Annotated in this window: 19 protein-coding genes and 1 pseudogene; 3 read left to right on the top strand and 17 right to left on the bottom strand. The window is 42.0% G+C overall.

The genetic code is table 11. From position 1 onward, the window contains the following. Positions 1-43: 43 nt before the first annotated feature. The 3 genes from G7035_RS22575 to G7035_RS22565 all read right to left on the bottom strand — a co-directional run bounded on the left by G7035_RS22575 (position 44) and on the right by G7035_RS22565 (position 5,187). A complete protein-coding gene (locus G7035_RS22575; protein WP_019687312.1) occupies positions 44-1,780 on the bottom strand; it encodes a type 2 periplasmic-binding domain-containing protein in 1,737 nt (578 codons plus the stop codon). A gap of 276 nt (positions 1,781-2,056) precedes the next feature. Beyond that, complete coding sequence (locus tag G7035_RS22570; protein ID WP_019687313.1) at positions 2,057-3,478, bottom strand: response regulator transcription factor; 1,422 nt, start codon at positions 3,476-3,478, stop codon at positions 2,057-2,059. A gap of 2 nt (positions 3,479-3,480) precedes the next feature. Beyond that, a complete protein-coding gene (locus tag G7035_RS22565) occupies positions 3,481-5,187 on the bottom strand; it encodes a sensor histidine kinase (RefSeq protein WP_019687314.1) in 1,707 nt (568 codons plus the stop codon). Positions 5,188-5,903: 716 nt separating this feature from the next. Between G7035_RS22565 and G7035_RS22560 the strand changes: the two genes are divergently transcribed. Then, positions 5,904-6,566 carry an ArsR/SmtB family transcription factor gene (locus G7035_RS22560; protein WP_019687315.1) on the top strand — a complete coding sequence of 221 codons (663 nt, stop codon included), beginning with the start codon at positions 5,904-5,906 and terminating at the stop codon, positions 6,564-6,566. Positions 6,567-6,709: 143 nt separating this feature from the next. Here the strand turns inward: G7035_RS22560 and G7035_RS22555 are convergent, their stop codons facing one another. Both G7035_RS22555 and G7035_RS22550 read right to left on the bottom strand, forming a co-directional pair. After that, positions 6,710-7,198 carry an OsmC family protein gene (locus tag G7035_RS22555; protein ID WP_019687316.1) on the bottom strand — a complete coding sequence of 163 codons (489 nt, stop codon included), beginning with the start codon at positions 7,196-7,198 and terminating at the stop codon, positions 6,710-6,712. A 194-nt stretch (positions 7,199-7,392) separates the two neighbouring features. Further along, positions 7,393-7,680 (bottom strand): hypothetical protein, encoded by a 288-nt coding sequence (locus G7035_RS22550; protein ID WP_019687317.1) that lies wholly within the window; start codon positions 7,678-7,680, stop codon positions 7,393-7,395. A 208-nt stretch (positions 7,681-7,888) separates the two neighbouring features. Here G7035_RS22550 and G7035_RS22545 point away from each other — a divergent pair, with 208 nt between their 5' ends. Continuing rightward, on the top strand, positions 7,889-8,857 hold the full coding sequence (locus G7035_RS22545; protein WP_019687318.1) for a LacI family DNA-binding transcriptional regulator: 969 nt from the start codon (positions 7,889-7,891) through the stop codon (positions 8,855-8,857). A 130-nt stretch (positions 8,858-8,987) separates the two neighbouring features. On the opposite strand, the gene G7035_RS22540 is transcribed toward G7035_RS22545, so the two are convergent. From G7035_RS22540 to G7035_RS22495, 11 genes and pseudogenes are all read right to left on the bottom strand, one after another. Further along, on the bottom strand, positions 8,988-9,314 hold the full coding sequence (locus G7035_RS22540; RefSeq protein ID WP_019687319.1) for a thioredoxin family protein: 327 nt from the start codon (positions 9,312-9,314) through the stop codon (positions 8,988-8,990). A 28-nt stretch (positions 9,315-9,342) separates the two neighbouring features. After that, positions 9,343-9,996, bottom strand: coding sequence for an ArsR/SmtB family transcription factor (locus tag G7035_RS22535; protein ID WP_019687320.1), 654 nt, complete (start codon positions 9,994-9,996; stop codon positions 9,343-9,345). A 90-nt stretch (positions 9,997-10,086) separates the two neighbouring features. Continuing rightward, positions 10,087-11,193 carry a flavin monoamine oxidase family protein gene (locus G7035_RS22530; RefSeq protein WP_019687321.1) on the bottom strand — a complete coding sequence of 369 codons (1,107 nt, stop codon included), beginning with the start codon at positions 11,191-11,193 and terminating at the stop codon, positions 10,087-10,089. Between the two features lie 170 nt (positions 11,194-11,363). After that, entirely contained in the window at positions 11,364-11,681 is a 318-nt protein-coding gene (gene trxA, locus G7035_RS22525) for a thioredoxin (RefSeq protein ID WP_019687322.1), read from the bottom strand. 117 nt (positions 11,682-11,798) lie between these two features. Continuing rightward, positions 11,799-12,626: a zinc-binding dehydrogenase gene (locus G7035_RS22520; RefSeq protein WP_019687323.1), complete on the bottom strand. Its 828-nt coding sequence runs from the start codon at positions 12,624-12,626 to the stop codon at positions 11,799-11,801. Positions 12,627-12,896: 270 nt separating this feature from the next. Next, entirely contained in the window at positions 12,897-14,426 is a 1,530-nt protein-coding gene (locus G7035_RS22515) for a right-handed parallel beta-helix repeat-containing protein (protein ID WP_019687324.1), read from the bottom strand. Positions 14,427-14,798: 372 nt separating this feature from the next. Further along, positions 14,799-14,909 (bottom strand): DUF6254 family protein, encoded by a 111-nt coding sequence (locus tag G7035_RS27535; protein ID WP_019687325.1) that lies wholly within the window; start codon positions 14,907-14,909, stop codon positions 14,799-14,801. Positions 14,910-15,011: 102 nt separating this feature from the next. Beyond that, entirely contained in the window at positions 15,012-15,671 is a 660-nt protein-coding gene (locus G7035_RS22510) for a nitroreductase family protein (protein ID WP_016820849.1), read from the bottom strand. 270 nt (positions 15,672-15,941) lie between these two features. Continuing rightward, complete coding sequence (locus G7035_RS22505; RefSeq protein ID WP_016820848.1) at positions 15,942-16,391, bottom strand: RrF2 family transcriptional regulator; 450 nt, start codon at positions 16,389-16,391, stop codon at positions 15,942-15,944. 99 nt (positions 16,392-16,490) lie between these two features. Continuing rightward, positions 16,491-17,689: pseudogene (locus G7035_RS22500) on the bottom strand (macrolide family glycosyltransferase). Between the two features lie 325 nt (positions 17,690-18,014). Further along, positions 18,015-20,405 carry a cellulase family glycosylhydrolase gene (locus tag G7035_RS22495; RefSeq protein WP_019687326.1) on the bottom strand — a complete coding sequence of 797 codons (2,391 nt, stop codon included), beginning with the start codon at positions 20,403-20,405 and terminating at the stop codon, positions 18,015-18,017. Positions 20,406-20,900: 495 nt separating this feature from the next. On the opposite strand from G7035_RS22495, the gene G7035_RS22490 reads away from it, so the two are divergent. Beyond that, positions 20,901-21,104, top strand: coding sequence for a hypothetical protein (locus G7035_RS22490; RefSeq protein ID WP_154654539.1), 204 nt, complete (start codon positions 20,901-20,903; stop codon positions 21,102-21,104). A 73-nt stretch (positions 21,105-21,177) separates the two neighbouring features. Here G7035_RS22490 and G7035_RS22485 read toward each other — a convergent pair whose 3' ends face one another. Beyond that, a complete protein-coding gene (locus G7035_RS22485; RefSeq protein WP_019687328.1) occupies positions 21,178-22,359 on the bottom strand; it encodes a DUF4272 domain-containing protein in 1,182 nt (393 codons plus the stop codon). Between the last annotated feature and the right edge of the window lie 14 nt (positions 22,360-22,373).

Raw genomic sequence — 22,373 nt, 5'->3', positions numbered from 1 at the left:
AGCAGGGCTGCGTATCGCAGCCCTATAAACAGTTCAAGATTGTTTATTTTTTGGATGCAACCTCGTCTTTAATTTCCTGAATTACCTGATCACCGCCTTGCTTCTTCCAATTGCTAACGAATGTATCGAAGTAATTCAGAGGTTCAGCACCAGTCACAATTTTGATGAAAGATTCCTGCTCCATCTTGGTCAGATTAGCCCAGGTCTGTTTCATGCTTGGTGTAGTTCCAGAGTAAGCAGGTGTCATCCAAACGAATTTGTTTTCCCTTGTCAGTTTGTCAATAAGCCCCACTCCGTTGATACGCGAGTGATATTTCGACCAGGCTGTTACGTTATCCGTATCCATATCACTCAGGTAAGTTTGGATACTCTTAATATTGTTTTTTGATTCTGTTGTCCGGACCTGATCCAGACTAATCTCTCCTTTAATCCCGCGAACGATGTCAGAGTAGTCATCCAGTAACGAGGTCGCCGAGTTGACTTCAATATTAAACGGTCTGGTAGAACCGTCTACGCCGTTCTCTTGATACTTGGCAGCTTCTGGCATAGATGTTCCCACATTTTTATCATTTGCTAGTTTATCGTAGAAAAGGTTTACTATTTTAACAGCGAGTTCCGGGTGTTCGTATCCTTTTCTTACAACGATAAACTGATTAGCTGGATTGGCGTGTGCCACGTTTACCTTTCCATCTGCATCCTCCAAAGTGTAAGCCGTGAATTTCGCATTCTTATCCTTCTGCTTCACGTTGCCCAGACCCCAGTCGGGAATATGCCATGGTCCAAAAGCAATGCCGCATTGGCCGTTGGTGTACAGTGCCGTGATGTCATCAAATGTGCGTGTTCCAAATTGCGGATCGATGATGCCTCTCTTGAACCAATCTGCCATGACGCCTAGCATCTGCTTGGTTTCCTTTGTTGTCGAGCCATAAACAATGCTGCCGTCTTCACCCTTCATCCAGTACTGAGGGAATGAACCCTTTGTTGAGGCAACTCCGAGCATGGTATAGGCAGAACCATTATAGTCAGTTGTATTCAGGGTGTTCACAAAGGGAATACCTACCGGTTTCCCGGTTTGACCCGGATCTCTTTTCAAGAATTCCTCGGCCGTTTTCTCCACATCGTCCAGCTTGATGGCACCATCTCCGTCTGCGTCAAGTTGGATTCCCAGTAGATCCAGCCAATCCTGACGAACCCAGACCATGGTTGGTGCGGAATCTAGGGAAGTAGCCGGAAGCCCCATTAAACGTCCATCTATCGTCGCATTGTCTAATGCACGGCCTTCATAAGAGTCGTAAATATTCTTGATATTATCCGTGGCATACTGTTTGTAAATTTCCGTCATATCTTCAATCAGATCATTATCAACCAGTTCTTTGAGTTCATCCTTGGAATCGACACGCATCATGTCAGGCAGTTCTCCAGAGGCGATGGCGAGAGAAACCTGACGGCTGTAATCTTCTCCGTTGGCTTCAAATTGGTCTTTAATCTGAGCGTTAAACGCTTTTTTGACCAGTCGAGTATACGCATTGTTCTCATACGAATCTCCAGCCGGCAGTTTTGGGTTGGCTGTAGTCACACGCCCCATCGTGACGGTTATTTCGTCTTTATAGGCACTGAATGGGTCTCCCGGTGTTACCTCATATTTCCCCGCTTCCTTCGCAGTGGGAGGGTTGGATGACCCCCCACAGGCTGCAAGGGTTGAAATCATCAGGGCAGATATCGACAGTACGGCCAGACGTCTCGTTAACAGTTTGCTTTTTATGGACCATTTAGTTCTCATCACATTTCGATTCCCCTTCGTTCTGAATATTTCTCTATCATTGTTGTTTACGCTTTCATTATAAAACTCGATGAAGACAAATCGAGATAGGGATTTAACGTCTGTTTGGATAGAAAAATGTATGCGGTTTCATTGTGAGCCAAAAAGCCATATTTAGCATGTAATCATTTATCCTACCTCACGACATACATCTGTCTATCCATACTTACTAATCAAAGTAAAGAACAAAAAACCGGCAGCTCCTAAAACAGAAAACTGTCGGCTTGATTAATGGAATTATAAAAGAGTACGCTTTTTATCCCCTCTGCCCAGCTGTCGATATTCACTTGGCAGCAGACCTGTCAATTCGCGAAAAATTCGGCTGAAATATTTTTCATCCGTATAACCCACTCGCTCCGCAATCCAGAAAATCGTGTTGTTTGTATTCAATAAATACTCTTTAGACTTCTCTACTCGTATAAAACGGGAGTATTCATTAAAGGTCTTCCCCATCAGATCCTTGAAGCATTGACTGAAATAGCTTCGGCTGATGTTCAGTTGCTGGGACAAACTTGAAGCAGTAAAAGCCTGATCCAAATCATTTTGCATGATCATGATCGATTTTTTGACGGCGTCTACAATTTCCTGTGAATATGAAGTCTGTTCATCTGCCTTACGAATACCCACAGACGTCTGCTTGATCCAAGCTTCTACCTCGTACCAGGATAGAAAAGAATGGATCATTGAGATTCTACCCAGCTTAGTCTGGGCAAAAAGGTGATTCCATTCCATAACTATCGAGTATAGCAATCCCATCAGCTGGCTTTTATGCAGTCTTAGTGATTTAAACTGTTCAATCAGTAGGTTGTAGTAACTGTCGTTATGGGTCCATGGTGTTAGAAACCAACTTTGCTTAATTCGATCCATGTCTTCATCCTGCGGTTCTATTGGAAATGAGTCCTCCACATTCATCGAAACAGCAATGACAGGATTATAAGGGTCGTATGCATAGAATAAGGACGTTTCAGTATAATTCATAATCCAGTTTTGGATTTGCGACCACGTTCGCTCTTGTACATCGGACATAACCAGCAAGGCGCTTTGAGGAACTTGGTCTAGGTATTCCTTCAGCCTATGGAAAAGCTGTTCCTCTACGTCCATGGGTGCCGTCCACATCCAACTGTTCCGTTCAACCTCCCACCGGATCTCATCTCCATCGGATGTCGGTTCAATCGGCCAACTCTGTCCTAACTTGCGATCCAGTGAAATAAGTGCATACACATGGCGATAATGGACATTGGTCTCACTTAGCAGTGGCAGCTTTGGTCTTGTATTCGCCAGCTCGTCAATCCGTGTATGTATTCGGTCCAGCACATGTTCGAATTGCTCCTTCTCAAGCTGAACCTTGGCTATATAGTCGATGGCCCCAAGCCTTAGCGCTTCCTGGATATAATCGAAATCTTGATGCAGTGTTAATACGACAATATGAAGTTCTGGATAGAGCTGCCTTGCAGCTCGCATCAGTTCAATACCTGACATCACCGGCATCGCGAGATCCGTCAACATCAGATCGACCGGTTGGGATTTTAGAAAATCCAGTGCTTTCAACCCGTTACTTGCTTCTCCTACAACCTCCATATTGAACTCGTTCCACGGCATCGCGGAGCTTATTCCTTTTCGTACTAATTTATCGTCATCCACTATCAATACCTTAATCATCCTCAGACATCTTCTCCTTTGATCGGAAGTATGAGCAGTATACTTGTCCCTGTACCCAATTCACTTTCGATCACCAGTTGTGCTTGATCTCCGTACTGTGCCCTCAACATGCGGTGGACATAATTGAGTCCGATGCCCATCCCTACTTTTTTATGTTCAGTTATACGATTGTTCAGAAGTCTTTGAATCGCTTCCTCGGTCATGCCTGCTCCATTATCCTGTATTAAAATATTCAGTGTTTTGGCAAGTGTAACCTCAATTTGAATAAAACCTTCGTCACTCAGTCCATGATAAAGTGAATTTTCAACCAACGGTTGCAAAATAAAACGAGGCACAGGTATTTGAAGCACTTGATCATCCGCTGAAATACGTACGTCAAATTCAAAGTCATATCGAATTTGCTGCAGGATTAGATACTGTCTTAGCGCATCAATTTCCTCTTCCATCGTGGATACTTGCCCTAATTTACCCAAGTTGTAATACAACAGCTTGTTCAAGGATTGCACCAACTTGTCAATTTCCCCTTGTCCATTCATGACGGACAGCCAGTGCACAGTATCTAGCGTATTCATCAAAAAGTGAGGATTGATCTGATATAACAGTTTTTCCACTTCCAAATCTGCACGGATCTTCTCTTTCTGCTGCACTTCCTTGAACAGGTCACCGATTTGATGCTGCATATTAGAGAATTCCCCCAACAGAAAGTCGAACTCAGGAATTTGAGTGCGGGTCTGGCTGCCTGTCTTTTGTGGATTCTGAGACATTCCATTAATTTCCGAATGGAACAGACTGAGTGGTTTGTAGACCATCTTCCATAGAAGCCAAGCAAGGAATACGGTAAAGCCGAGAAAAAATAAAGCGACCAGTAATATTTGAAGCAACCACTGGTTTTTCTCCTGTTGATACTTCGCCTGCGAAATTACCGATATGACGCTCCAATTCTGAGTGGAGTCCTCCTTAAACCAATGGTAATCACGGGCTATTCCATCTTTTGCAGCACCTTTCGATAAGCTGGAGAAATTCTCCCCAACTTTCATCACTTCTGGAATTTCACTATACACAATTTTGCCCTCACCATTCAGGATCAAATGCGATAAAGCTCCTTGGTATTGATTGTAACCCAGTATATCCTGTGTGAGACGAAAGCCGGATTCGACGTAAATATACACATCGTCCCTTTGAGGCAGTTGTACCTTCCGCATAGCAGATAAAACGAGCTGGTCATTAAATCGGTTCATACTGATATGGGGACCATAGCACGTAATGCCATATGATTTGAAAAGTACAGGCAAAGACTCGGGAGAAAAACGATCTTTGATAGGAAAGTTAGCGAACTGTGTAGCACCTTCTTTCTGGAAATAATATAAGGTCAAACCTATATTCGGATTAGTAAACGTTACAACATTTAACTCATTCTTTAATTCATCTCTAGCCTCAATCAATTCAATTATATTGGAGGAAGGCTTCAAGACTTCATCCAGTTTTTTGCCTAATGTACCGCGATATGATAATTGCTGAGTCACATGATTCAGGTTAGTAATTGAATTTTCCAGTGATGAAGTTACCTGCTGAAGATTGCTCCTAATTCCATCATTGATTTTATTCACAAAGATGGAATCAATGGTATAAGAAGAAATTGCAAATATACTGATAAAGGGAATAAACGCGCTGAGAAAAAACAATAAAAAGATCCTTTTTTTAAGTGTCATTCCGCCCCATTCTCCTTAGGTAACTAAAAGAGCAAGCCCCTGATTATGGAGCTTGCTGTTTATTGAACAACAGCTCTATCGATTATCGTATTCCTGATAGGCAACAACTTCATCCGATTCAGACTGGGAAAAGTCAGGATTCTTCCCTCTCGGTGAGGTCAAGTCTGTTCATAATTATAGATTGATATTCCAATATGTCAAACGCTTACATGGAATTTATTTTCCCTTCCTCTTTACATACATCGACTTGCCGTTTTTTAATTGCTAATTGTAGTCATTCCACCAAAAAAAGCGACATCGTTCAAAATCCTAACCAAGGTTTTTTCTTGTCTTTACGTGTTTTCTTCTGTTTCCGCTACCAAGCAAAGTCTTCAGCCAGCCCAAATGCCAACCACTTTTAACAGCACATCCACAAACCTCACCACTCTACCTGTTCACGTTTTGCGTCACAAGCTCTTCGAATGGGTGAAACGCTGCGTCACTGTACATTTGTGTCCCATCCTCATATTATCCATTAGTTCAGGGGCCCTTGACTTCGTCTCTCCACATGTTAAAATTCTATTCATCAATTGATATAGTGCCCTATTATGAGGAGAATGCTGGATTCAAAGGGTTTTTCAGTGTATAAAAAGTATTTTTGATTTGCCATATTGGTCAAAATATAAAGTGTAGAATCTTTAACATATGTCACCAAGTTGAAATGAGGTTATAAATGAATGGAAGATATGCTAAAGTGCGCAAAGCTTTTCAAAGAAGATCTATATAAGCAACTGGCTAGAATTGGTAAGTGTCTATCAAGTGACAAACGTCTTGAAATCTTGAATGTACTATCACAAAGTCCCAGAACAGTGGAGAAATTAGCGACATGTACGGATATGAATATAGCTAATGTTTCTCGTCATCTGCAGGTGTTACTGGACGCTAAGCTTGTTAAGTTTACAAAGAAAGGAACTTACGCCATATACTCGCTAGCAGACCCGGAGATCATTGACTTTCTCTCTTCACTGTGGAAGATTAGTGAGAAACAAATTCCTGATATCGGGAAAATGAAAGATGACTTCTTAAACAACTTGAATGACATTCATACCCTATCCATGGATGAAGTAAAGAAAAAACTAGATGAAAACTCCATTATCTTAGTTGACTTGCGTCCCAAAGAAGAGTTTGAAACAGGACATATTCAAGGAGCCATTTCAATGCCTATGGAAGACCTAGACGTATTAATGGGAGAGTTACCAGAGGAAGCTGAAGTGGTCGCTTATTGTAGAGGGCCATTTTGCGTTTATTCGGCACTTGCTACGCAAAAATTGCAAGTTGAGGGATTTAAGGCGTATCGTATGGAAGACGGATTGAATGAGTGGCAGGAACATTTTCACTAACAGTAACCAATCTAAGCATCAAATAAAAAAGACTTCGAAGCCCACATATTTGTGACTTTGAAGTCTTTTTGTGAATAATGCAAGCCTGCACATTATGCACTTCATTAGATTGAAAAATACGACTTAAAAATTGGTGCTTAAACTTACCATTCCAATCCGTGTTCTGCAATATAGCTACTAGTAAGATCCTCTCCAGAATCAATGGTTACTTTTCCTTGAGTTCCTACGGAGACGCCGGCCTTTATTAGTAATTGACCAATATGGCAATTTTCTTCTGCTTTTTGTATAAAATCTTCCGTCATGCTTACGTCTTCATGGGTTGCTCCTGGATTCAGAACAACATGCGGGCGGTGGGTAATACTTAACTGATCACCTTGAGTTATGTTACCTTCTGTATCCATAAAGAATCCAGTCACAGGAAGTTTATTTTTATCTAACATATATGCTAAGGTCATCGTGTAACAAGCCACCGCAGAAGAGATAAGAAGTTGTTGTGGTTCAGCCCCTTCACCACTTCCCCCTTTGGGGACTGGAATTGCAATTTGAGTTTGGAGATTGTCACTTTTAATGCGTCCATCGCCCTTAGCATCTTTGTACCAAACCGTATTCATGCTAATTATCTTTTCTGCCATATTAACATCCCCTTTTTGGTATTGTAAGTCCAAAACTTCGTTAAGATTAAGATCCTCAATCAATGCACATAATTCTACCAAAACTTATGGTTTGCTCTATTTAACGAAAGAAACCGACATTACAGCTGTGCTCTGTCGGTTTCTTTCCTGATTTTAAGCCTAATTGAAATAGTCAGAGTGTGCTAAATCAATTTCTAGAATGTGCTATAAATCCGGATTTCTGGCTCAGCTTGAAGCAGGTCTTTGAGTCCAACAACGACATCATTATTAAATAGATCACTTTCGAGATAAGCCTTGGCATCGGTTTCACTGTTAAAGCCATGCAAAACTTGAACATCCTCATCACGCACAAGCAATTCTTTAGAAACCGCACCGGGAATACCAGACAGGAAAGGCTCTTTATAAGTTGTATAAACCTTTGCAGCTGCCTCACGTTCTGGTGCATTAATTTTCAATGTAATTTGAAGATATGCTTTTGCCATTGAAATCAAACCTCCAATTAAATTTATGTATCGCTCGATTAAATTATCAATTAATCAATCGATCAATTGAATTATAATGGACAATTTTTCTAACGTCAAGGCTACAAATAACACATTCACATATTTGTAATATAAATTTATATTTTGTCTTATTAATTTTGTTTCTAGAATTAAAACATGCTATGCTGACACAAAGAGGTGGGTAGAGTTGGCCAATATTCAGGAAATTGCTGATTTAGCGGGGGTTTCCACAGCAACGGTATCACGCGTCATTAACAAACATCCCTACGTACGGGAATCCACTAGGCAAAAAGTGTTGAGAATTATGGAGGAACTTGATTATGTCCCAAATGCCAATGCGATCTCTCTAAAAAAGGGCGAGACCCGTTTGATTGGGATCATTGCTACTTCATTTAGTTCTATTATCGTAACCTTTGTTCAAGCGTTTATAGTTTTTGCTGAAAGGCATGGATTTAATATCTCGCTGTTTATCACGAATGAAGATCCAGAGAAAGAACTTGTTGCTCTAGAAATGCTTAAACGGAAACAATTGGATGCTATTTTATGTCTAATTAGGAGTAATAGTTGGGATATCATCGAATCGTATGCACAGTATGGTCCTATTGTGACCTGGCAGCGTGTTCTTAATGAGAAGCTTCCCTCCGTGTTTATGGAACAATATCAAATTTATTTCAATGGACTGGAGTATCTTTACTCCAAAGGGTATCGTAAGATACTTAGTGTTTATCCAATGACGGAAGGTTTGAATACAAGAGAACGTATCCGTGCTCATAGAGATTTTGTGCAAAAGCATCAGCTTAACGCGAATCAGTTCCCTCACATTGAAGAAAAATTATCTGTTCCGGATGGAGAAGAACTTGCAGATTGGTGGATTTCGCAAAAAGATCGACCAGATGCTATATTTTGTGCGAATGATGAAGTAGCTGCAGGTCTGGCAAAAGCATTACGTACCTCAGGTTTTTCGATCCCTGGAGATCTAGGTATTATGGGGTTCAATAATTCCGTACCCGCTCAGTTGTTGGATCTAACAACGATCAACTATCCTGTTGGCTTACAGGCTGAGAATGCCTTTATTATTATTCGTAATAAGCTTAACCAGACGGAGAACGCACTAAATTCATTAGAGTTTACTTTGGTGGAACGAAAATCAACATAAAAGAACACATAACGCATGTTTTTCAGTGGAATCACAACAAAAACTGGTCATTACTTGAAATGCACCTTCAATAAAACGCCTAAAAAAGGACATAATACTGAAGGTGCATCGTTTGTTTTTCATCGAAAAATTAAACTTCATCGGACAATAACTGTAATTGTTTTTTTAGTTGTTCAAATTGAACAAAACGCCCTTCGCGTAGATATTCTCTCCCATCAAGAAAAATCAAGATTGTCGGTACAGAAAAAATCAAAAATCTTCCTGTGATTTCCTCCACTTGACTAGCATTAACACGAGCAAGAGCCAATTTAGGATATAGTTTAAGCATTGTTTTGAGCTTGGGGTAAATGGCATGGCATACGTTACAATCTTCTTGGGATACGTATAACATACTCAAAGGATTAATTTCGATAAAGGAATCTATTTCTTCTATTGATGTCAGTTCCACTACACTCATAATAAAACTGCTCCTCTCTTAAAGATACTTATGACTCCTCACACACATTCCAATCATGAACTCCTTCTTCAATTCGATAAGCCATATACCCTTGCTTCAGCATATAATCAACCGCTTGAGATGCCAGCGAACAGTATGGGCCTCTACAATATGCGGCAAGTTCTATAGTACTTTTATCAACTGTCTTCAGGTAGTTCTCAAGTTGGTCTAATGGTATTGAAATGGCATCTGGAATATGAGAAGCATCATATTCATCTGTGGGACGAATATCTAGAAGAATAACAGTCTTTTTTTTCATTTTTTCTAACAAATCATGTTTGGTGATGGTTTGAACCTCTGGATATTGTAATTCCAACTCAGTTTTAATCTGCTTTATATCAGATAGTCGATCTTCACATATTCTCCGCAAAGAAGATAGAAATTCAATTACTAAAGGGTCACCGATACTGTATATGACGTATGTCCCTTTTTTGCAGCACTTGACCAATTTAGCATCCAGTAAGATTTGTAGATGACGAGAAACATTTGCAACGTTCATACCCGTTTGTGTTGCTAAACCTTCAACTGATTTTGGACCATTGGACAAAATGTCCATGATCTCTAAGCGCTTGTCACTCGATAAACATTTCCCGATTCGAGAAAATTGTTGATATAATCGATCTTTGATATCTATTTCTTTCATTTTGAAGCCCCCAAACTTTATCTGAAACACTTCATATTCAATAGCATGTTAAGTTAGCGAAGCATGACCGTTTTTTTACAACTATCTGTACTATGCTTCATCATATCGTTCTAAAAATCTTGCTACGATTCGATCAGCTGATTGAATCGCCCCTTCCAAATGTCCTCCCTGTTGATCAGCCGTCTCAGTGCCCGTAAAAAATATGCCCTCTCCCCAAGGATCTCCGTAAACAGGGCCATAATTTGGATAGTCACGAAGTGGTTCAGCGTCTTCCTCAACAGCTGTATCGGTGTCGCTTGACCAATCTTTAAATAGTAATGTATTTACTTTCTCGGCAGCAGGCCCATAAAGTCTAGCCAATTGTTCCAACACAAGCTGCATGAGTTTATCTTCGCCCAAAATCTTCCGCTTTTTTGCCTGTAAACCAAAAAAGCCAAATAGCGCACCTGTTCCTGTACCTGGTGAAGCATCATGAATTTCTTGTAAAGGGCCCACCCAACTTGATGCAAAACCGGAGAGCCCAGCTTCACGCCAAAATGGTCGGTCGTAAATGGCAATCACTTTAGCTTGACCAGCCATCCATGTTGGTTTATCAATTAAAAAAGACTTCAGTTCATAAGGAAGTTCTGGCTCGAATTTAATATTTTTTTCAATCAGCCGTGGTGGAATAGCGATAATAACTGCAGTTGTGTAAAATTGTTTTCCATTGGCTTCTAAGGAGATTGTACCGTCTTCTTCTTGATGAATCGAAGTTACACATGTATTGAGCTGGATTGCTCCTGACGGCAAAGTAGCACTAAGCGCCTCAATCAGAGACTGCACCCCACCAACAAATCTTAGCGAGGGCTCCATTGCCCCCTCTGGCAAAAGATGCTGTTGTGGTGTTTCATGTTGGGAGCGTTCTAGGAGCATTCGTCCTTCGTTAAATTGATTAAAAGTCTCCAAACCCAGTTCTTTCGTGAGCTGAGTAATAATTTTCTCAGAGCGTGGCCAGAACCATGTGGGTCCAAGATCGAATTTTCCGAGTTTAGGATTGTCTAAAACCTCTAAAGTCAAAACTCTACCACCAATACGATCTCTCGATTCTAAAACAATGCATTCTATACCGTGAGCGGTGAGTAACGATGCTGCGCGAAGTCCACTCAAACCTGCACCAACGATGATTACCGGAGCATTTTTTTTAACTTGGTTTCTCATTGTTTCTCTCCTTCTCCATGTTTCAGCAGGGAGTCACATATGTTAAAAGATTATCTTCTTTATATGATGATATTGAGTCACTCTCAAATTGTATCCGCTACGTTGAAAGGGGCGCTCTAAGAGCAAAAAATCGACAACATTATTTCATTATAATGTTGTCGATTTTCATATCAATTAGCCAATTTAAGAATTTTGTCCTTAAGAACATTTTTTTGATTCACACCAACCATGGTATCAACGAGCTTACCATCTTTAAACAGCAACAAAGTTGGAATACTTCGAATGCCAAATTGTGAAGCTAATTCGGTTTCTTCGTCGACATTAACTTTTGCCAACGTCGCCTGTCCTTTCAGTTCATCAGCTAATTCTTCCACAATAGGAAGCTGAATTTTACAAGGTCCACACCATGGAGCCCAAAAGTCTACCAAGGTCACACCGGATTGGATTTGATTTGAAAACGTATTTTTTGTCAATGTAGTTGCTCCCATTAGAAATACCTCCAATAAATATAATTTTCATCAATCATATATTATTCAATTGATTGATTGAATTATAAAACTGAAGTTCTATATCTGTCAAGAATGAAGAGATTTGCGAAGGATTTATCATTTGGTCATGCTCAACACGGCACGGAATCGTGTCTTAGCCGACATCATTTTTTCATATGCTTCACTAGCTTGTTCCAACGGGAAAACTTCGATCATAGGTCGTACATCGGTCAGTACACTAAATCGAACTGCCGCATCAATTTCCTTCGATTGTCCTGTAAACGAACCCCGAACAGTATGGGGTCCCTTCAGAAAGTCCATGGCAGACAGTTCTAAACGTTCACCAGAACCGGCTACAATAATGAGCTCTCCATCTTTTCCTAACCCATCAATTAATGTGGAAATGACTTTTGCATTTGGTGCTGTAGCAAGAATAACTTTTGCTCCCCCTAGCGCTTGTAAAGCTTTAGCAGGATCTTCTTTTTCGGAATCAATATAACAATGTGCCCCAAGTTCCCGAGCAAGCTTCTCTTTATCACTACCACGAGATACTGCTATGGTCTGATACCCAGCTTTTTTTGCGTATTGTACAGCCAAATGACCAAGTCCACCAATTCCGGAAATCGCAACGAGGTCCCCTGGTCGGGCTGAGCTATTTCGCAGTGCACTAAATGTAGTTTCTCCTGCGCACATCAAAGGAGCTGCTTCTTCAGAAGACACTTCATTAGGTATGTGGGTCAGACTATCTTCAAATGCTACCATGTATTCAGCATAGCCTCCATCCATAGTCAGGCCGGTAACATGATCATGTCCTCCATGCCATCCAATACCTACTCGTTGTCCGATTTCCCATCTGGTAGATCCAGATCCTAACTCCGTCACGATTCCGATCACTTCATGGCCTGGTATCCGCGGATATTCTGGGGAAGCACCACCAATGGCCATGGAATCACCATTACATAGTGTATGCTCAAGTAGGCAAAGCCAACCGAGTTAACATCCAGGACGAATGCCTCTCCATAGCAACAAGTGCTCGGTGATCATAAAGTGACATTTCAATTAATCAATAATGATTCTCATTATCAATTATAGTGTATCAAGAACTACAAAATTACAAATACACAAATTATGAATGTTATATGTATAAAGACAAAAGCCCTCGAACCTAGAGGGCTTTTGGGATAAATCAGCTATTCATTTGAGTCTAGTTTTGTTTCACTCATCTGCACCAATATTCACGGCCTTCCCTTTCATGCGGGGCTCCCCGTCGATATCCTCGGTTCCGATGATGGTGTTATCCGTTGATCCTGAATCGATCGCTGGTGACGAGGGCTGCAAATGGAAGTCGCCATTCGTGGCATTCACGAATTTAGGATCGACAAACAGAGAATGCGCATCGTTACCCGTTCCCGATTTGTACGTGGCGAATCCCGTATATTCTTTATCTTTCCAGGTCCAGTTGGCTCCCGAACTGCCACCAGGTGCAAAATATAAATTATAATCAACAACATTGCCGGAATTTTGGGTATATCCATTGTAGATCAACACATCAGTCGAACTCGCTACAAAAATATTGTTCTTAATCACGTTGTTTCGTGTATCATACTGAACTAAAAGCTGGCCGCTTCCATCGTCCAATGTATCGTTCTTGTACAGCGTATTGTTCACGATCTTGCTGTTTACCGTTGAGCCACGCTCGTCATCATAGCCGCCCATAGCGATGCCGGTCAATCGGTTGTTATATATCACGTTACTGCGGACCGTAATATTGCTGGTGGCTTTGCCGGCATGCTCGGAGGCTATTTCGACACCGATGTCATTGTTATAGCTGTAGTTCTGCTCAACAATGTTGTCCTTGCCCCCATCTACATAAATGCCGCCGGCCGAGTTGTCATCGCTCTTGTAGGATGGGTTATTTCGAACCGAATTATTGTACACTCGGTTGCCCTTTACCAACCCGTTCCGCACTTGATCGTAAGCAGTATTCGGTGCGGTTCCTTCAAAGCCGATCAGATCGATTCCTATGTTGTCGTTATCGTGAATGAGGTTGCTGGTCACTGCAAAGCCGTCCACATTACCGTTTAAAACAAGCGATTCGCTAGAGCCGAGCACGAGATTGTATAGTTCATTGCCGCTGATTGTAAGGTTATGAATCGATGCAGGAGCTTTCGTGCCATAAACAGCGATGCCGTGAGCGTCCCGTCCCAGCCGGTCCTTTCCGGTTGGGGTGGCCGTGTTTTTGATGTCGTGGATTTTATTATCGGACAGATTGATGAAGTTCCCTGCACCGTAAACGTAAATGCCTGTAGGCACTGCGTTCTTGGAAGCTGTGGTAAAATTGCGGATTTCAAACCCCTGGATGGTAACGTAATCGACATTGACCAATTCGATTAACCCCTCGTTCCCGCTGACCGATAGACCTGTTCCGTCAACAATGGCGGTTTCGTTGCCATAGCTTGCGAACACGATGGGGCCTTGCGAGGCGGAGCCAGAGCGGGTGATTTTCAGTTTCTCCTTGTAAACACCGCCTCGGACATAGACCTTGCTGCCTGGAGAGACTGTGTCAGCCGCATGCTGGAGCGTTTTCCACGGCGCGTCGCTTGTTCCCGCGTTGGAATCGCTACCAATTGTCGACACATAATATTCGGTACCAGCGGCAGAGGCGGCAGGAGTCTGTAGATTACCGATTGCAAGGCCCAACCCCAAGCTTAAACCTACAAGCAAAAATTTACCGAGTTTCTTCAAGAATTTTCAACTCCCATCCTAATTTAGCTTTCGTCAAATTAACGTTATCATCAATTTACGGCTTCTTGCAAGCGAAGAACGTCCTCTACCGTACGTCGGCAAGCTTTCCGTAAAAGGGCCGACAGTATCCCACACGCATTGGTGAATTGCAGTAATTTTTCGCTTTGACAAAGAAAACCTAATAAAAACACCCCTGAAAATATTATGTATATTTTCAGGGGTGAATAGCTAACTCAATGCCTCCAATAACACTGACCACTGAAATAAAACATATTGGATGCCGCCTGTATGAAGGGCCTTTATGATCACACACCATGAGAAGACTGCCGATAAATTTCATCGACAGCCCTTCTTTTCCAAGTAGTATACTCCTCACTCCTGTTCGCTGGACAATTCCTTTAGCGATTTGATTTTACCATGGGGATGCTGTTCTTGCTTTCGTGACTTCCATGCAGCTTCTTTCCTTCTCTTCTGGTGAGCCATAACAGATATCCTCCTTTGGAAATTGTGAATGTATACTACTTCCTTAAGTTGTCATTTCTCGTCTCTATTCATTCATAAAATTAAATTCGTTGGGTTTTGTTTTTAGTTAGCGGGCATCTCGTTAAAGAATGTGATGTCGTCTATCGGCAGCCGAGTTGTCTGATGACCCGGTTGTGCCGCTTTACCGAGTGCAATCAGCATGATTGGAATGTAGCGGTCTCTAATACCGAACGCTTGCTTAAGCTCGGCCGCATTATAGCCACCCATCGCGACCGTATCGTAGCCGTGAGCACGTGCAACCAGCATGAGCTGCTGGGATACAATACCACCATCGATATGAATGACTTTGTGAAGGCTTTCCTCTGGTAACGAAGCATACGTATGAATCGACCTTTCTACGAACGATTTAGCGGTATCTTCCGCTATATAGCCATGTTTTACTGCTTCGCCGAAAACTTCATCGAGCTTCTTATATCCTTCCGTATCACCAAGCACAACGATCACCGCTGCAGCCTCAGTAACCTGGGATTGATTATAGGCGATTGGCTGCAGTTTTGCTTTCAATTCCTCTGTTTCAATAACCAAGAAGCGCCAGGGCTGAACATTACTCGAAGAAGGTGCAAGCGACGCTTCTTTCAGAATATCCTTAATTTCCTCGTGAGATAGACGAACCGATTTGTCGTAATGACGCACAGAGCGGCGCTCGCGGATGACATCGGCGAACAAGGCGGAGCTCTGGCCAGTATGAGTTGAAGTTGACATTATGAATCCTCCTTTTAAATAAATACTGTTTTTTATTCAGCACAGTTAAATTCAGACTTTGCGGCTAGTCAGAGCTTGAATTCCATCTAAAACGAAGTACCTTGAAAAATCCAAAATATTTCCGCTTCTGCGCACAGATATAACTGTGCTCATTATCACACAGATAACCTTAAAAATTAACGCTGCGCGCGGCTTGCATTTAACTGTGGTTTATATTGCACAGTATAAAATCTAAGCAAGCCGCTGTCAACCGTCTTTTTCCAGGTCCATCTAAAGCTTGGCTTCCAGTTGGTTGGCGAGATCTGCAATCGTGTACTTGCTTAATACTCCGCGTATGCTGTCGTCCATTTCTTGAGTAATATCCTCAAGCGTAGATTTCATACATTTACCGAGCGGATGCGTGCCAGCTGTCTCGGTAATACCGAAGGAAAGCCTGCTGCCTGAACGAAATACATCGTATACATCAACCAGTTGTATAGATTCTGCCGGTTTCCTAAGGTGGTACCCGCCGTCACGGCCTTCCCGGGTCCCGATAAACCCTTCCTTTGCGAGAACGGAAAGTATGCGGCGCAGCAAAGAAGGTTCCGACTGAAGATATTTGGCGAGTTCAATACTTGGACAAGCTATGCTTTTGTCTTCCTGCGACAATATAACAAGCGCTTGAACAGCCAGTCCAAACCACTTTGGGTGCTGAGTCGGCGTACAATACTCCTGCTTCAACCTTTACTCTCTCCTTCCAGCTTACTCATAAGTAGCATGAGTAAATTCTACCGAATTCCCTAATATGCTGCAATAGACGAGCTTACATCCAATATATATTTAAATATGATATTGACCTTTAAATGCGAAAATCTCATTAACAGCTTGGTGATATCCACCAGTTTTTTGAAAAGATTCTCTAATATGTGCAACAGCTTTTTTGAATGGGAGGCTTAACACATGATCTGCGGCTTCACGCAATTGATTTGCAGTCAAGCTTTCCATTTGTAACTTAATACCTGCTCCCATATTGGCGACTTGTCCTGCGATGATCGGTTGATCCGCGCTTTGCGGGACTATAATCAGCGGAACCCCGTAATATAGACCTTCGTGGGTACTGTTCATTCCACCATGTGTAATAAATAATTTAGTGTGTTGCAAGATATCCGTTTGTGGTACATCATTTTTTACGATGAAGTTTTCAGGAACTTCCCCTAAATCGGAAACTTGGGTTCTATTCCCAATCGACATGACAATTGTATGATCCGTGTTCCCAAACGCCTCAATACAAAGCTTATAGAAGTCAATTGCTCGGTTAAAGACTGTACCCAATGAGATGTAAATTGTTTTTTTCCCTTGATTGCAGTAAAATCGAAGCTTTCTTGCGTTAATCGTGAAGAGATGGATGGACCTACAAATTTATAAGTTTGGTCGAATGCTTCTCCATAAGGTTGAAACTCTCTTGTTGTATATACGATTGTAAGTGGTGCAGGATTACAAAACACTTCGTAAGGTGAATGGATCTCCACTCCATATTTCTCCTTTACCATTGCCGTCAGGTTTTGAAATTTATCATTTATAGGTTTAACTATATCTTTAGGGACATTAATGGAGAATTGTTCCATAATATGATTGAATGATTCTTTTGTCTGGGCGAAAGAAGTACAAGAATTGATTGCAGGAAGCTTAAGAATTTGAGCAAGTATACGTCCACACCCAAACATGGAATCATGGATGATATAATCAAAATGCTCTCCTTTGATCTGTTCGAGAACGCTTGGAATGATGATATCTGCCGTAAGTAAAAGACCGTTAATTCTTTCCAGCAAATAATCTCTTCCACCTGAGATAAAAGCTTTTATAAATTTTTGATCGTCAAATGTTCGTACTGAAGCTCCCGTCCTCTCGATACGCTCCCGAAAGGCTTCTATAGAAAAGTACACTACCTCTTCTCCGCGCGAAATAAGCTCCTGTACAACTCCAATGGTTGGATTGATATGTCCCTCTGATCCACCATTAATAAATAAAACACGCGCCATTTCAACCGCTCCTTAGTTCATTTTCTTCAGTAAAATTATCCGTTTCTGATTCTAACATGTTCTCTGAATTTCAGGGTGCTGCTTCTCTAATGAACATTGTAGCTGCTTTCTCAAGTTAATATACTTTCAATCGTCTCCGTCTCCATAACTTGTTTATTATTCTTTTAAGTTAGTAGGTTGTAAGACGACATTTGAATTGATTCGATGTATATTCTTACTCTGCAACAAAAAAAGCCGCCAAGTTGGCGGCTTTGCATACAGCAAAGACTTGTTTTCATGCTGGACACTGTTGGATAACGTTAAATACTCATGGTTTACTGGATGACTATTTGTTGGCTGAATCGCTATAAACCGTGCTTAATCTTGATGTCGCCCTAATACCATTAGGGCCTTCAATGATAATACGACCTTGTTCCGTAAGGCTGGATCCTTGCCAGTCAGTGGCCATATCCAGATAATCAAGACCCGGGCTGTTTCCTTTCCAAGACCATGCAAGATAACCTACGCCCTTTTGCTCAGCGTAACTCATAATGGTAGCCTCATCCACATCACCGCTTGTATGCTTAATACCAAATTCTCCAATCAGCAGAGCCAGGTTTTTATTCAGTACATTATCCATATTGCTCTTTACTGTGGCGGCATTTCCGCCGGCATATTCGTACATATGAATGGAGAACATCGTATTTTTAAGTGGATCTGCATTAAAGACTTCTGTTCCGTAGTCAAAAATAGATTGCGGGTACTGCCCCCATCCTGCACCGTCAACAATAATTGTATTTTTGATGCCAGCATTTCTGAGCTTAGGAATAACAGACTTATAACCTTGCGCCCAGCCTCCTCCATCCCAGGTTCCATACCATTCGTTCGCGATATTGAGGATGACGGTGCTTTCTTTCCCAATGAGTGCGCTTTTCATTTCAATCCAGTAATTAGCGATATTATCCAATACAGCAGCGCTGTCAGACCCTGTGCCATCATGGACTTCAAGAACAACGACCAATTTGTTTTGCTCTGATAATGTGATTAAATTTTGTATCGCTGACAGATCATCTTTCGTCCATTGCTGACCATCTGACAGTACGATTCTAATAGTATTCGCTCCCGTTTTCGCAATGGCAGGGATCGCTACAGACTCTTGTCCCTTGTACCAGGTATAAGCGTGATTGATTCCCCTCATCACAAACGGATTTCCCTTGGCATCGTAGAGCGTTGTTCCGTTAATATAAAAACCTGTATTCTCAGTTGTAGAATTCGTCGTAACTTTTATGATATTACTTGCTGCTGAAATATTTCCTGCTGCATCCCTGGCTTTTACAGTGAAGCTGTATGCTGTATTAGCGGTTAGTCCCGTCACCGTATAACTTGTCGTGGTTGTTGAATTGACTAAAGTTGTTCCATTATACACATCGTAGCTGGTAACATCTACATCGTCTGTTGATGCGGTCCATACAAGACTCACCGAAGTGTTTGTTTTGGAGTAGCTTTTCAGATTTGTTGGTGCCGTTGGTGCCGTCGTATCAGGGGTTGAGTCAACAAGCGTAAACTTCCACTTCTGCTGATCATTTCCGTTATCCGTCCATTGCTGCACATTTGCCCCGTCATTAGTATAACCCCCGATTACATCCAGCGCTTTACCGCTAGATTGTACAAGCAGCTTATAATATCCATCGCCGACGTCAATCATTTTCCATTTTTGATTAGTTAAATCGCTGTCTGTCCATTGCTGTACACTAGCACCATCTTCTGAGGAGCCTCCGGCTACTGTTAATGCTTTACCGCTGGATTGTACAATCAATTTATAATATCCGTTGCCAACGTCAATGACTTTCCATCTCTGCCGAGCGCTGCCGCTGTCCGTCCACTGCTGCACCTTCGCTCCATCGGCAGTTGAGTCTCCTGCTTCCAGATTTTTGCCGCTATGCTGTGCCGTTAGTTTATATGTTTCACCTGAAACAATATTTGTGTTAGCTATGGTGGTGGTAACATCAATCACATTGCTTGTATCTGACACGTTACCTGCGGCATCTCTAGCTTTCACGTAAAAGCTGTACGCCATGTTGGCTGTTAAGCCGGTAACGATGAAGGATGTCGACGCACTGGAACCTACGAGTTCTGATCCTTTGTAGATGTCGTAGCCTGAAACATCTACATTGTCTGTAGATTCCGTCCACTGCAAGCTTACTGTCGTATCCGATACAGAGGAACTAGCCAGGTTGGAGGGCGCTGTTGGAGGTGAGTTATCCTCCGGCTGGTCAGCTGAATGCACTTCAAATTCCCAAAGGGAATATCCGTAGCTGGTAGCCCTTTCAATGCCACTCATTTTTACATATCTAGCGTCTGTTGCTTCGAAAGATATCTTATCGATTCCTCCATCTCCAGTCGTGGTGGAATAGACGGTAGTCCAATGATCATCATCCGTCGATGTCTGAACTTGGTAAGACTTCGCGTAAGCGGCTTCCCAGTTAAGCGTAACGCCATTGATTTTGGTGGTGCTACCGAGATCTACACTTATCCACTGCGGATCTGAATATTGTGAGGACCATCTAGTTAGCGGGTCACCGTCAATCGCAAAATCAGCCGCTTTACTCGCATCTTCGATGGAGCTTGCGGTTGCCGATTGGGTAAGCCTAGTATTATCGGAAGCGCTCACATTTTTGATCGGCAACATACTCATAAGCAGTCCAAACAAAATCAAGCATGTTATGGTTTTTTTCATTCCCAAACCTCCTATTGAGCATAATAAACAGCTAATTGATTACCCCTGCGTCTCATAGATTTCAATTCCAATCTCTATCCCTGAGGCATGGCAAAGTCTTCTCCTTTCCGTTCATAATTGGGACAAAAACAAACAAACGTGGAACAACCCTTAAGTAACCGCTTTCTTTTACAACTAAAAAATTATTCGCTTTAATAGATTTTCTGTATCATTCCCAGCGATGAAATTTTATCAAAGCGACCTAAAGCATATATATTTTTGTTTTCCAGTACTATGCCTTGATGATTAAAAAGTTTTAAAATCTGTTTTCCTAACTCCATGGTATGGGTCCTAAAAGTGCAAAACAAGACAACTTTCTCTCAACAGTTGTCTTGTCTAGTTTTGTTATATTTATATAGTTGTCGATTAAACTCGATATTTTTAGGGGTGTAATCTTGGCATGTTTTCGAGGTCCAAGGCAGAAGAAGCTTTCCCGAGCGGATCTCCGGTCTTGCCGTGTTTGGCTCGAATGATGAGAAGAATTGGACCCGTTTGACGGATCAGCTCACTGTACGAACCGAAGAAAAGCAACGGCTTTACGTGAGGGATGAGTATAAAAACACCCCTTTCCGCTTTTTCAAGCTGGCGATAATCGAGCCGCAAAGTACGATGTTTGAGATCAGTGAATTGCGAATTTACGGTCAACGTCATGAATTTTAAGTAAAGTGCCCCACACCAAACCAACAATCCTCTACCTATTTGGTAGAGGATTGTTGCTTTCTTACGCTTCCTATTATGTATCTGTGCGCACATCATCCCAATCCTGTCCCATGTAACCAGTGAGCCATTTTAGCACACGATGACGTTCATACACTACACCATCATCCAGATTTCCAGGGGCTGGCTGTTTATGAATGCGGCTATCCACACACATCCAGTCGTAACGACAGATTAAATCGGCTTCATCTAAAATTTCCTTGCTACTGCGCAGCCTTGAGCTTGACAGAAAAGCCTCAAATGAGTCAAATTGCTGCAACTTTGAAACAGACAATGGCACGTCGCAAATACCAGTTGGGTCACCTAACTTCTCAAGATGGCCCAAAGCCCATAACAGAGTCCAAAAGCCTTCATAACGCCAGGAGAACTGGACACCCTCTGACTCATCGTCATACTCATTGGATAGGAACCTCTTCTCTTCTGGTGAAAAGAAACGGTCCGCGCCATACTGATCAGTCACTTGATTTATCATTCGATTCGTATCATCCATGTTTTCGCCCGCACCGATACACTCGCCTTTCAGGGCTACAATACACAAAGCAACGGCACGGCCAGCCACTTCCTTAAGGGAACGGATGCTGTCTGCGGCTTCATCTCCTAGCCTTCCTGGGATCGGCGGCATTTGCGTAAAGCCTTGATCCAGCAATATCTTTTCTGACTGCAGCTTTCGCTCCATTCCGGATTCGCTAATTTGATCCTCTCCGTACAAATAACTAACATGAGCAGTCACTGTATAATCTTCCACTTCCGAACGTCCATTCACATCTAGTAGCAGACTTCCGTCAGGTGCAAGCAAATCACCGCCACCTCGGAACATCAGTCCATCCAGCGAATTTATGATATCAAGTAATTCGGCAAAAAAGGCTTCAGATATATCCTCCTCAGTTTCCACACCAATCACCATATTCAGCGTACTCATTTTGATCAACAGCTTTTGCTGCAACTGTTCGTTTTCAGCAGGAATTTGACTAAAAAAGTTTATCATTCCGTTAAGCATGGAGGCAAACTCCTCCGGATTCGTTTTGCTGGTCATTATGTTAAATCCTTTGATCTTTCTACTAAACCAGCCCCGGCTTTTGACCTCAAACTTAGTTTTGCTTTCATTCACGTGTATCTTGTTGTTGGGATAAATCGACTTTAATAGTCTCTCAACCTGATCCAGATCGAAGGTTGAGCTGTAAAGCGCACAATTTCTCATGATGACCTCCTTAT

It is taken from the genome of Paenibacillus polymyxa (assembly GCF_015710975.1).
GTDB classification, from domain to species: Bacteria; Bacillota; Bacilli; order Paenibacillales; family Paenibacillaceae; genus Paenibacillus; species Paenibacillus polymyxa.
Note: the sequence above shows the minus strand (reverse complement) of the source record. Positions and strands in the feature narration are given on the sequence as shown.